Raw genomic sequence first — 10,128 nt, 5'->3', positions numbered from 1 at the left:
GTGTAAGCCGGCAGGGCATTCTCGTGGTTAGCAAAAGTCGCGGAACTCTTCAGCGGTCTTCGCGAAGTTGATGTAGTCGGGGTCGCCCTTGCGGCCGATCGAGCCGAAGCCGTTGGCCCAGGCGTTCAGGTAGCCCTTGAGCTCTTCGCGCTTCTGATCCTTGGTGGCCACAGCCGTTGCGGGCGCCTCTTGCTCCTCGAAGATCGCAAACATGGGGGTGGAGGCGTTGTTCTTGGTGAGGGTTGAGACGCTCATGATCGGCTCACTCTGCTTTCAGGATTAGGTGCGGTTGCTTGTCCTTGTCACAGGCATTCCCGATCACAGCTGTGCTGGGATTGTGTTTGGAAAAAGAAGACCCTGCGGACCACAGACCGCGAACGATCTATGCCCCACAGGGTTCTTTGTTGGCTTCTCAGTTGCAGTCGCAGGGTCCGATCAGCCAGCAGGACGGGCACACCGGCTTGTTGACCAGGCGGTCCAGCTCTGTGTCCGGGCAGTCGACGTGGATGTAGTCCTGATCGAGATTGCGGCTGATTTCCTCGCCCGGTTTGATGCGGGTTTCGCAGTCGGCACAGGTGCCGGCGGCATATTTGGCAGTGAATGTGCTCATGGCTGGGTCGTTTCCATTTCGGGCTGTGCTTCCTGGGTTTCGTGATCTGCCTGGGACTTCTCTGCTGCTTGAGCCAGCTGACCCGCCATCTGTTCCAGGTGGGCCGGCAGCTCACTGACGCATTTGCGGCAACGGATGTCCTTTTTGGGGGCTGTCTTGCGCAGGTTCGGGAACATCTCGAAGATGCGTTCGTCGAAGGGTCTTTGGTAGCCACAGAGCGCCGCCCAGACCGGATTGTCTTCGGGCTGCATCTCCGGGTTGTTGTGATGCGTAAACCTGCCGGTGAGCACATGCCACTTCGGTTCCACCTCCCTGAACGGCTCCGTGTGGAAGCCTTCACGGCGCCACCAGATGCTGGCTCCAGCCCGGGCCAGAGCCAGCATCGCGTTGCACTTCTTGACTGAACTCTCGTAGCTCACGGTCTAGCTGCTTCCAGACGGAAACAGGTGCGGGAAGCCCCAGTTTTGGGCGTCGGTGAACTCCGCCGGCGACTCTGCCTCGATGAGCACAGCGCCGCCGGAGATCCGGCGGAAGTCAGGGCTCATGCTCATGTCAGAGGGTCCGATGGCGTTGACGGGCACTTTCCAGGTTTCCTGGGTGTAGTACTTGCCGCTGTCCTTGAAGAGCGTCACAGCCGCTGTCCGGGTGAAAGCCTCCTGGGCAGCCACCCCGAGATCAGCGGAGAGCTCCACGATCGTGGAGAGCCCGTCAGAGGTCCCGCGAGGTGAGGGTCTGGCGATGATGCCAAGGGTGCGCAAGGCACTCCAGGCGCCCTCCACTTTGGGGTGGACACCCTCGATCCGGTCGGGGTAGGCCACGTCCAGGAGCCGGACCTGCCGCTGGTCGAGCTTGCTGATATTGCTCTCGGACAGACCAAGGAGCACTACCTGGGTCTGCGGATCAACGAGCTCCAGCGTGCCGTTCCCGGTGTCCCACACCAAGGTGCCGGCGTAGGTCCGGTGGATGATCTGGCCGCGGCCGGTGGTGCTCTCGTCCGGGGAAACGACTGTGTGAAGGGGCAGGCGGACATTGTCGCGGGTAATGATGGTCATGATTTCGGTCCTCACTTTCAGGTGATGTGGGTGCAGCGATGGGTGCTGTTGGGGGTGACAGCGCGCAGAGCCTGCTCAGCCGAAGACGACCTTGTCGAACATGGCTTGCTGGACGGTGATGTCGCCGACCATGGAGTCGAAGCAGAGATCACCGTCGGTGATCTCGCGCATCTGCCAGTCGGGCAGTTGGTTGTTGTTGGCCAGGGTGCTGAAGGCATCCCGCAGCTGGTCGAAGGTGAGCGTCTTGTCGGCTGGCGTTTCGTCGTCGGCGAGCTCTTCGCTGCCCTCGATGACGCGGTAGGTCTTGGCCTCTTCATCGACCGTGGCGCTGGCGGCCCAGTAACCGATGCCGTAGCCGGCGCAGTCGAGCAGGTTGATGACGTCTTCGTCGGTGAGGCGAACGGACGCGGTCTTGGGTGCAGTGCTCATGGTGTGGTGTTCTCGCTCTCGGGAGGTAGGGGTGTGCTGGGACTGGACGTGCGGTTTCTGGAGGCGTCAGAGCGCGAGGGTGCGCAGCGTGCCGCGCACCAGCTGGTGCTCGGGGACCGAGATCCGGTAGCCCTGGACGGGATAGCTGGCGTGGTCGGAAGCGACCACTATGCAGGTCCAGGTGCTGTCGTAGCGGCGCCGGGGGAGCGTCTCGGTCTCTTCGCCCCTGGAGTAGCGGTGGCTCTCCGTGGGCACCACGACGATCGTGTGCTGCGGATCGCCGGCCAACGACGGGAGCTCGATCAACAGATCCTGAACGTTGCCGCGGATGTTCACTGGAAGCTGGCTCAGTGCGTGGCTGGTGGAGCCGGCAGGGGCCTGCGCCAGGCGGGCCACTTCAGCTTCGGGGGCTTCAATAAGGGTTTTGAACATGATTTCGGGTCTCTTTTCCGGGGTAAGAAGTGCGGAGTAGGTCGGTGCTTAGTCCGACACCCGGTCGCAGCTGTGCTGTGACCCTTTTGGCTGCAAAAAAGAGACCCCTGCGGCGCTCGGTATGAGCACCACAGGGGTCTTGGGTCAGAACGTGTCAGTGAGTCTCAGTAGCTCTCGATGAGCTCCAGACGGGCGAAGGTGACGCGTCCCCGGGCATGAATATCGAACCTGTCAGCGTGTGAGTAGACCGTCCACCGGTATTTGCCCGGCGTGACATCAAGGACCGTGAACTTCTCGATCGCGAAGTCCTCGTTGGCTGTGCTGATGTCTGGCCCACCGTGGTCCAGCCAGTTCTGGTAGTCAGTCAGCATGGTCGCCCAGAGATCAGTGCAGATTTCAGCAACCATGTTCTCCCCGTCCTTGAACACCGGAATATCAGCGTCGTCCGGCCAATCGGGGCTGACGACCTCGACGGAACCGTCTGCGTGCCGGGTGACCATGGGGGAGGTGTTGCCGACAAACGCGTATGCGGTGTTGGCCTGTTGCGCCGTCAGCACAGCCAGGACGTCGAGCCCGACGCCGCTGTTGATGGACAACGGAGCCTCGATGTTGAAGTGCTCGACCGAGCGCAGGTCATCGGCGGCGATCAACCGCCCCGAGGGGACAGTGATCTCGGTGATGGTGGTGCCGGTATATTCAGGCTGCTCGGCGTAGAAGCCGTTGGTGCGTGGTGACATGGTGAAGTTCTCGCTCTCTGAGGGTGGGGTGGCGGTCTTAGCGCGGCGTGGTTGTGCGGGCGGTTTTGCCGCTGTAACAGGGCAGCGCCAGGGCATCATTCACTGTCCGCGGCACAACATGCAGGTGCAGGTGGAACACCGACTGCGTGGCAGCCGGCCCGATACTGGTGATGATGTTGAAGTCCGGGCTGTTAGGTCCATCGCTGTCGGCACGCAGGCGCAGGTGCTGGATATACTGCGCAGCATCGCCCATGACAGCAGCCGTTACAGATGGTGCTTCCGAGGCGTCGCGCACATGTTTGCGGGGCATGAAGATGACATGGCCTTCGGTTACCGGGTTGAGGGGAACGATGCCCAGGGTCGCAATACCGTCATAGACGATCTGGGCCGGCTGGTTGCCGTAGAGGATCTCGCAGAAGACACAGTTCATGGTGGGTGGTTCGCTCTCTGGGTGGTGGGGAACAGCGTGGGCTGGCGGCTTTAGGCGTGCATCTTTAGGTGTCACGGCCAGGGGCAGATGCAGCAGCCGCCTTGATCAGTGCCTCCAGGACCGGCTCCAGTGCGTCAGGCACCGTGGTGACCCGGTAGTTGAGCAGGTGGTATTCCTTGCGGGCCTCGGCCGCGTCACGCGCGGGACTGTGCTGGCGCTGGGCGTCGGCGAGTTCTTCGGCGGCCCCGACGAGTTTCTGTGCCGAGGTGATCATCGAGCGGGCGCGGTCAACGGCCTGGGCGGTGGTCAGAGTAGTTGCCGGGATCTTGGGCATGACGGGTCTCATTTCGGGTGAAGTCAGGCGCATGAATGCGGAGTTTTCTTAGTCACCGTGATCCCCGGTCACAGCTTCGCTGTGACGGCCCGGTTTATTTCATAAATCAGGGCTTTTTGTCCATATTCATGTACTAATGTGGTCATGTCTCCATGACTCCGCTTCCGCAGGCACGCAGGAGTGCCGTCGGTTGATTACGGCGTGACGGGAACATGTCTCGAACTACACTTGTCCGGGACAAAATTTCGGATCGAGGACCCTTATGGATGATCAGCTGCGCGCTACAGCGCTTGATGCCTTCCAACAGCTTGAGTTGCCGGCGAATGTGAGCCTTGAATCCCTGGTCGAACGCCTGGAACTGCTGCGCGGCCGGCAGATTGAGGTCGTCGAGACGGAGCATCTTTCCGGTAAGAAAATCTGCGGTCTCTGGATTCCGCGCGAGGAAAAAGACGTGGTTTATCACGCGGTCACGGAAGGCTTGCTGCATCGTCAGCAGATGATCCTGCATGAGCTGAGCCACATGATCCTCCGCCACGACGAGCAGGACGGAGCAGCCTGGCAGGGGATCAGGGTCTTCGAGGCGCTCTCCGGCGAAGTGGTGAAGAAGGCTCTGGCCCGGGGTGACTTCCGCTGCGATCTTGAAGTGACGGCAGAGTATCTGGCGGACTTGCTGGCGGCCGCCATCCGGGACGCCAGCCAGGAAATCTACGACTACGAGGCGTACTTCGAGTGAGCGAGTTCCTTGTAGCCGGGCTCATGTGGGCGCTTGTGGCCGCCCTGTCCTTCCGCGTTCGCACCAGGCCCGACAACACCATGTTCGTGGCAGCGACTGTCATTGCGGCTTCCCTGACCACCAACGTCGACGCCGTCTACCTCTGGGTGGCATCCTGGATGCCCTGGCCGAACCTATTGGACCTCGTTGCCAATGGACTGTTGATCTTCGGGGTCTCGTATCTGTCCCGGGCAATCATCAAGGGAGCAACAAGGCGGTCCCGGCAGAATGGGCGGGCGGCACGGTGGCCCCGCTACGCATCGACGGCAGTTCTTGTTGTCATGGCGTGCGCGTTCGCGTTCATCGACAATCCCCGGCCATCAACCACGTTCATGCTCAGCTTCGGTGACCAGCTGGCCGCGGGGATTTACTCCGCCGTCCAGTACGTCTACATCTTCGCTGTCATGTCGGTGACCCTGTTCACCTGCGTGAAGAACGTCCCGAAGATGCGGCAGGGCCGGTTTCGTCTCGGGTTCAGCATCACCGGGGTCGGCTGTGCAGTGGCAATGCTGCTGTGCATCGTGGTGGTCGGGATGGATATTGCCCATGTTCTCGGGTCCGATTCGGTCCTCCGGAGCTTGGGAACGATTTACAACTACCTCTACTTGGCCACCATGGTGCTGCTCTGCGTGGGCCTTGGAATTCCGCCGGTAGGGCGCCTGCTGAAATCGCTCTCTGTGCGTGGAGAGGTAGTGGCCATCGAGCCTCAAATTCGCAGGATTTGGCTCGCCACTGTTGCCGACAGCCCGGCAGTGAGCCTGGTCGAACCCATGGAGCCACCCATAGCGGGAGTCAAAGCTGTGCCGAAAAACATCACCACCGCCGGGATACACCGGATGGTGATCGAGATTCTTGATTGGGCCAACGTCAACCGATCATCCCGCGACCTTGTTTCCGACACTGACTGGGAGACCGTACGTCAGGCGGAGTCGTTGTGCCTCAAACACGGCAGAGTCCTCCGGTGAGCAGGGCCCGGTGGGTGGCCGGTGCAGGTTGTGCAGTCGGTTACGTTCTCGCTCTTGGGCTGGCCGGGCGTTACGTGCGCAGCAAAGTCACCGACTCCCGCCAGCAGGTCAGAGCCGAATCAGTGCGGGTTCGTACGGTGGGGGACAGGGAGTGGGTCGAGTTCGACGGCACGGGCTTCGTTGCCCACCCAGGCCGCCTGAGTATGCGTGCGGTCAGCGGCGGCGACCTGTTGATTCTCGGTCCACCGGAGGAGTCAGGCGGCAAAATCCGCAGGGTCATCGAGAAGGGTGACCCGGCTCGACTGCGGGAAGACCGGAAGGGCCAGCTGAGCGGGCATCTGGGGGAGAGCCCCGCTGATTTTGGCCTGAAGTTCACGTCAGTGACTGTCGGGGAGCAGTCTGTGTGGGAGATCCTCGGAGACGCGGACAAGTCCTCCGATGTGTGGGTCATCCATGTTCACGGGCTCGGGAGTCAGCGCAGCCAGGTCTTACGTGGCGTGCCTACCTTCACCTCGATGGGGTTCACTTCCCTGGTACCGACCTACCGGACGTCCCTGGACGGTGGCGCCGAAGCGCCGCCGGCGAGCCACTTGGGCCTGAGCGAGTGGCGGGACATTGAGCCGGTCCAGAGGTACGCGTTGTCCCGAGGGGCGAAGCGGATCATCTATGTCGGCTGGTCCCTGGGCGCTTCCATCGTCCTCCAGGTCATCCGCAATGCCCCTGCTTCTGAGGTCGCCGGCGCTGTGCTGGTTTCACCGGCTCTTGATTGGCGGGCCATTATCCTCTCGGCCCTGGCGTCCGCCGGAGCGCCCCGTCCGTTGGCCCGGTGGATGCTCTCGGGGTTCAATCTGTTTCGGTCCAAGGGGGAGCCGGCCATCCGGTGGAGGGACTTGCCCGCAACGTCTCCGGCCACGGATACAAAGGTGCCGACGATGGTGATCCACGGCTCGGCCGATCGGAGCATACCCGTTGACCTCTCGCGGATTTATGCAGCCCGGCAGCCTGATGGCATCTCCATGGTCGAGTTCCCGGAAGCCCATCACACCCTGGAGTGGAACGCCGCCCCGGGGAAGTGGAATGACGCCGTACAAACTTGGTGCCGTTCACTCTCCCTGGCAGTTCCTGCAAAGTAGGGCTGGCAGAAAAAACACCCCGTGGCTCATCAAGAGCACACGGGGTGTTTTTAGTAGGAGCCGGCGGCCATTCTGAGGATCTTGGAGCGGTCGCTCGTCTCCCGCAGGGTGATCTCGGAGGTGACGACTTCCAGCGCCTGGGCGACAGTGTTGCCGTCGAGAATCGCCTGGTACGCCTTCTCCGCCCAGTAGTCGCTGCCGTCCAGGAGGAGGGCCAGGGTCTTGTGGAGAGCGTTGGCGATGTCGCCGTAGACGCCCTTTTGGGGCGCGGCCACCTCGATGGCGTTGGCAGCTGTCCGGGCGTTGTCGAGTGACGTGGCCAGATCGGTCAGCTGTGCGGTGGTGGCAGTAGCGCTGGTCATGATGGGTCCTCAATTTCGTTGAGTTGTCAGGGGGATGGCAGGAGTTCGCTGCTTAGAACGGGATCGGCAGCAGGGCGTCCAACCGGGTCGGCGCCGCTGTGTGCTGGGCCGGATCTTTGAAAGACGCAGTGCGCTCGGCGATCACGAGCTGCTGGGCTTTCGATCCCCAGGGGTAGAAGCTGTCCCTCCACAGGACAACCGTCGGCAGTTCTGCTTTCATCGCCGCTCGGGCGCAGCCCCAGGTGCCCCTGGAGTGACCGGAGGCTTCCTCACCCATCGGGAATGCGACCACCAGATCAGCGCCGAGGGCGATCATCTCGTGGTTCCGGCGATGGCCGGCCATCTTGCAGGTGTTCTGGACGGAGGGCGTGAAGTGCGAGGCCGGGCATGCTGCTGTGTGCTCACGCCACTGTGCCGGGTAGCCTTCGATCTTCCAGCCGCGGCCGCCCGCCAGCTGCGCTGCCAGGGAATCGAGTCCCTTTGCATCGCCATGAATTAGCGTCACCGTGTCCTGCATGGTGACCGGGACCTGCAACAGGGCCAGCGCGGAGTCCAGGGCCTGCTCGATCAGGTTCTTATCAGTCCACTCGCGTGAACCGGTGACGAGCACCCGGTGCTGCTTCGGAGCGGGTGCCTGGATCTGGCTCTGCTCCTGTGTCTGGCTGGTGCTCTGGGTTTGGGTTTCAGCAGTCACGGTTAGACCTCGGCCTTTGAGTAGTTGGCGGCGGCCGGGACCAGGGCAGACAAGTCCAGGTCGATGGCGGGCTTGGGCAGCTTGCGTCCCAGGATCAGATCCATCAGCGCGGTGCGCTGAAGGCGTTCTTGCGTCAGGACAGGTCCGTGGACCAGGCAATCGGGGTTGTACTCATGCGTGGAGCCCGGCTCGGTGGCTCCGTAGAAGACGAAGTGCTGGCTCTCCGGGAGCAGCCAGCACAAGCAGGTGCCACCCATGAGGGCGGGGTTGATGAAGCGCACATCGCCGGTGATCAGCCAGGTGGTGTTCACCCGCAAGACCCGCGCGTAGAGCCCCAGTTCGGCCGCGGTGGGATTGTCCAGCTGACGCAGGCGCTTCCAGGCAGCCTGAGCGGCTTCCCGGTCAGTGCACGCAGCCAGGAATTCAGCCTGAACATCGGCTTCGGTGACGCCCTGGCCCGCGAGTGCTTCCAGGACAGATTCGACGCGCCGGCCGAAGGCTTCGCTGTTGGTGATGTTGATGGTCGTAGACATGGCGGTGGCTCTTTTCTGGTCAGGAGGAATGTGTGGCGTTAGTACCTGGGTTTCCCCCCGGCCATGGCTTGCCCATGGCGTCTGTGTCTCTGTTAGAATGTCTTGAAATATGAGGACAAATTAGAAACGAGAGCGTAACCATGGCAGACACTCCCAGTCGTGCGAGAGTCGATGGGCTCCCTGCCGCCCCGCTATCTACCGACGCGGACGGCGCCGGCGGTTCCAACGGCGTCATCGGCGGTACTGGTGTCACTCCGACTGCGCCTGTGGTCAAGGGCTCGGAGACATCGGCGCCACGGGTGCGGGTGGCTCTGCGACTCCATCCGGATACGAACGAGCGCGCCAAGTACTGGGCTGACAAGGCCAACATCTCGGCGAACGAGTACATGGTCGAGGCCGTCGAGGAGAAGATCCGCCGTGAAAACGGCGACTACGACCTGCCCACACTGGAGATCGCCCGGCTGAACCAGCTCATTGACCAGATGACATCCCTCTCGACGAACGTCGGCAACCTGGAGCGCGTGACGGTGACCGGCTTCGACTCGCTCATGGGCCTGACCCGTGGGGATAACTACCTGCTGGATGCCGAAGACGGCGAGATTGGGGAAGAACAGCCATGAGTTCTTTTGACGATTTGCTCGGCCAGTACGAGCAGCCGAGTGAGGTGGATATAGCTCTGCCGGCCAGAGCGGGATCTGTCGGCGATAAGGGTGGCACCAATGGCACAGCGCCGGTGGGCTCGCCGGCTGAATCTCAGGCTGCAAGCACCGCTCCGGAACCGGAACCCCAGCTGCCCGAGGGCAGCGACGCGGAGGACAAAGCTGCTGCTGAAGAAGAGGAAGCAGCGGTGGCTGAAGCCGCAGCAGTTCAGGCAGCACAACAGGAAAAGGCCGCAGCTGAAGCGGAAGCCGCCGCAGCAGACGAGGCCCTCGACGGGCGTGACGCTGACGACACCGATACAGACTCCGACACCTCCGAACCCGAGGCTGATCAGCCCGGCAGTGGTGCTGTTCAGCAGAGCACGCCGCAGCCAGTGATTCCCCGCAAGGGCGGCGGGCTGAGCTTCGAGGGCGAGAGCGCGTACCTGAAGCAGTTCCCCCGGATCCTGATCGACCAGATGCGCGAGAGTCTCAAGTCGCAGGTTGGCGACGCATTTGCCAGGGACATCTCCCAGGTCAGCATCGTGACCGCCTTCGTGATTGCAGCCATGGGCGCAGAGATCGCCACTGATGAGTTCACCGAGGCAGCGGTGAAGGCGTTCCGGGCGAACGATCCCAAGACCGATGCGATCGAGAAGCGGACGGCGACCCTGCTGGAACAGCAGGCGAAGTCCGATGCCATGCTGAAGAAGATCTCCGAGAAGCTGGGTGAAGTGGCTGATACCGCTGCCGTGCTGGAGATGGGACAGGCGTATGCACTGGCTGAACGCACGGCGCATCTGGACACCGAGGGTGCCCTGCCCGAGACGATCGACGTTACGCAGAAGCGTGCCGTGGCGTCCCGGGACAACATCCGTAAGCGGGTGAAGATCCAGCAGCGCGAAGAGAAGGTCAGGGCCGGCAGGCCCATCAGGTAGCAGCACTGGCTGATGCACACAGCGCAGATGCGCGCCACAGGACAGGGGACTATGTCGGAGACACGGAGA

At 62.3% G+C, this 10,128-nt stretch carries 17 protein-coding genes; 5 read left to right on the top strand and 12 right to left on the bottom strand.

The window, feature by feature from the left end:
* Nucleotides 1–27: 27 nt before the first annotated feature.
* The 9 genes from ACVWY0_RS06310 to ACVWY0_RS06270 form a co-directional block, all read right to left on the bottom strand.
* Nucleotides 28–255, bottom strand: coding sequence for a hypothetical protein (locus ACVWY0_RS06310; protein ID WP_485835919.1), 228 nt, complete (start codon nt 253–255; stop codon nt 28–30).
* A gap of 157 nt (nt 256–412) precedes the next feature.
* Nucleotides 413–610, bottom strand: a complete 198-nt coding sequence (locus tag ACVWY0_RS06305; RefSeq protein ID WP_485835918.1) for a hypothetical protein — start codon at nt 608–610, stop codon at nt 413–415.
* A complete protein-coding gene (locus ACVWY0_RS06300) occupies nt 607–1,029 on the bottom strand; it encodes a hypothetical protein (protein WP_485835917.1) in 423 nt (140 codons plus the stop codon). The genes ACVWY0_RS06305 and ACVWY0_RS06300 overlap by 4 nt, the downstream gene beginning before the upstream one ends.
* Before the next feature lie 3 nt (nt 1,030–1,032).
* Complete coding sequence (locus ACVWY0_RS06295; protein ID WP_485835916.1) at nt 1,033–1,662, bottom strand: hypothetical protein; 630 nt, start codon at nt 1,660–1,662, stop codon at nt 1,033–1,035.
* 75 nt (nt 1,663–1,737) lie between these two features.
* Complete coding sequence (locus ACVWY0_RS06290) at nt 1,738–2,091, bottom strand: hypothetical protein (RefSeq protein WP_485835915.1); 354 nt, start codon at nt 2,089–2,091, stop codon at nt 1,738–1,740.
* 66 nt (nt 2,092–2,157) lie between these two features.
* Nucleotides 2,158–2,523, bottom strand: coding sequence for a hypothetical protein (locus ACVWY0_RS06285; RefSeq protein WP_485835914.1), 366 nt, complete (start codon nt 2,521–2,523; stop codon nt 2,158–2,160).
* Nucleotides 2,524–2,687: 164 nt separating this feature from the next.
* Complete coding sequence (locus tag ACVWY0_RS06280) at nt 2,688–3,260, bottom strand: hypothetical protein (protein WP_485835913.1); 573 nt, start codon at nt 3,258–3,260, stop codon at nt 2,688–2,690.
* 37 nt (nt 3,261–3,297) lie between these two features.
* Nucleotides 3,298–3,690: an HIT family protein gene (locus tag ACVWY0_RS06275; protein WP_485835912.1), complete on the bottom strand. Its 393-nt coding sequence runs from the start codon at nt 3,688–3,690 to the stop codon at nt 3,298–3,300.
* Nucleotides 3,691–3,754: 64 nt separating this feature from the next.
* Nucleotides 3,755–4,024 (bottom strand): hypothetical protein, encoded by a 270-nt coding sequence (locus ACVWY0_RS06270; protein ID WP_485835911.1) that lies wholly within the window; start codon nt 4,022–4,024, stop codon nt 3,755–3,757.
* A gap of 262 nt (nt 4,025–4,286) precedes the next feature.
* On the opposite strand from ACVWY0_RS06270, the gene ACVWY0_RS06265 reads away from it, so the two are divergent.
* The 3 genes from ACVWY0_RS06265 to ACVWY0_RS06255 are packed head-to-tail and all read left to right on the top strand — an operon-like array spanning nt 4,287 to nt 6,894.
* Nucleotides 4,287–4,757 (top strand): hypothetical protein, encoded by a 471-nt coding sequence (locus tag ACVWY0_RS06265; protein WP_485835910.1) that lies wholly within the window; start codon nt 4,287–4,289, stop codon nt 4,755–4,757.
* Nucleotides 4,754–5,761, top strand: a complete 1,008-nt coding sequence (locus tag ACVWY0_RS06260; RefSeq protein WP_485835909.1) for a hypothetical protein — start codon at nt 4,754–4,756, stop codon at nt 5,759–5,761. The genes ACVWY0_RS06265 and ACVWY0_RS06260 overlap by 4 nt, the downstream gene beginning before the upstream one ends.
* Entirely contained in the window at nt 5,758–6,894 is a 1,137-nt protein-coding gene (locus ACVWY0_RS06255; protein WP_485835908.1) for an alpha/beta hydrolase family protein, read from the top strand. Before ACVWY0_RS06260 ends, ACVWY0_RS06255 begins: the two co-directional genes overlap by 4 nt.
* Before the next feature lie 50 nt (nt 6,895–6,944).
* Here the strand turns inward: ACVWY0_RS06255 and ACVWY0_RS06250 are convergent, their stop codons facing one another.
* Genes ACVWY0_RS06250 through ACVWY0_RS06240 form a run of 3 tightly spaced genes read right to left on the bottom strand, consistent with a single transcriptional unit; the run spans nt 6,945 to nt 8,483 of the window.
* Entirely contained in the window at nt 6,945–7,256 is a 312-nt protein-coding gene (locus tag ACVWY0_RS06250; protein ID WP_485835907.1) for a hypothetical protein, read from the bottom strand.
* 52 nt (nt 7,257–7,308) lie between these two features.
* Nucleotides 7,309–7,950, bottom strand: coding sequence for a DUF2493 domain-containing protein (locus ACVWY0_RS06245; protein WP_485835906.1), 642 nt, complete (start codon nt 7,948–7,950; stop codon nt 7,309–7,311).
* Nucleotides 7,951–7,952: 2 nt separating this feature from the next.
* Nucleotides 7,953–8,483 carry a hypothetical protein gene (locus ACVWY0_RS06240; RefSeq protein WP_485835905.1) on the bottom strand — a complete coding sequence of 177 codons (531 nt, stop codon included), beginning with the start codon at nt 8,481–8,483 and terminating at the stop codon, nt 7,953–7,955.
* Between the two features lie 140 nt (nt 8,484–8,623).
* Here ACVWY0_RS06240 and ACVWY0_RS06235 point away from each other — a divergent pair, with 140 nt between their 5' ends.
* Together ACVWY0_RS06235 and ACVWY0_RS06230 are read left to right on the top strand one after the other, a co-directional pair.
* Nucleotides 8,624–9,103: a hypothetical protein gene (locus ACVWY0_RS06235; RefSeq protein ID WP_485835904.1), complete on the top strand. Its 480-nt coding sequence runs from the start codon at nt 8,624–8,626 to the stop codon at nt 9,101–9,103.
* A complete protein-coding gene (locus tag ACVWY0_RS06230; RefSeq protein WP_485835903.1) occupies nt 9,100–10,059 on the top strand; it encodes a hypothetical protein in 960 nt (319 codons plus the stop codon). Before ACVWY0_RS06235 ends, ACVWY0_RS06230 begins: the two co-directional genes overlap by 4 nt.
* Nucleotides 10,060–10,128 lie beyond the last annotated feature (69 nt).

The organism is Arthrobacter sp. UYNi723 (assembly GCF_054057635.1).
The sequence above is the reverse complement of the archived record's forward strand: the minus strand, read 5'-3'. Positions and strand labels throughout refer to the sequence as shown.

Bases quoted from the DNA above. Each gene is read 5' to 3' on its own strand.
- ACVWY0_RS06310 (WP_485835919.1), bottom strand. From the start codon at position 255: ATGAGCGTCTCAACCCTCACCAAGAACAACGCCTCCACCCCCATGTTT.
- ACVWY0_RS06305 (WP_485835918.1), bottom strand. From the start codon at position 610: ATGAGCACATTCACTGCCAAATATGCCGCCGGCACCTGTGCCGACTGC.
- ACVWY0_RS06295 (WP_485835916.1), bottom strand. From the start codon at position 1,662: ATGACCATCATTACCCGCGACAATGTCCGCCTGCCCCTTCACACAGTC.
- ACVWY0_RS06290 (WP_485835915.1), bottom strand. From the start codon at position 2,091: ATGAGCACTGCACCCAAGACCGCGTCCGTTCGCCTCACCGACGAAGAC.
- ACVWY0_RS06285 (WP_485835914.1), bottom strand. From the start codon at position 2,523: ATGTTCAAAACCCTTATTGAAGCCCCCGAAGCTGAAGTGGCCCGCCTG.
- ACVWY0_RS06280 (WP_485835913.1), bottom strand. From the start codon at position 3,260: ATGTCACCACGCACCAACGGCTTCTACGCCGAGCAGCCTGAATATACC.
- ACVWY0_RS06275 (WP_485835912.1), bottom strand. From the start codon at position 3,690: ATGAACTGTGTCTTCTGCGAGATCCTCTACGGCAACCAGCCGGCCCAG.
- ACVWY0_RS06270 (WP_485835911.1), bottom strand. From the start codon at position 4,024: ATGCCCAAGATCCCGGCAACTACTCTGACCACCGCCCAGGCCGTTGAC.
- ACVWY0_RS06265 (WP_485835910.1), top strand. From the start codon at position 4,287: ATGGATGATCAGCTGCGCGCTACAGCGCTTGATGCCTTCCAACAGCTT.
- ACVWY0_RS06250 (WP_485835907.1), bottom strand. From the start codon at position 7,256: ATGACCAGCGCTACTGCCACCACCGCACAGCTGACCGATCTGGCCACG.
- ACVWY0_RS06240 (WP_485835905.1), bottom strand. From the start codon at position 8,483: ATGTCTACGACCATCAACATCACCAACAGCGAAGCCTTCGGCCGGCGC.
- ACVWY0_RS06235 (WP_485835904.1), top strand. From the start codon at position 8,624: ATGGCAGACACTCCCAGTCGTGCGAGAGTCGATGGGCTCCCTGCCGCC.
- ACVWY0_RS06230 (WP_485835903.1), top strand. From the start codon at position 9,100: ATGAGTTCTTTTGACGATTTGCTCGGCCAGTACGAGCAGCCGAGTGAG.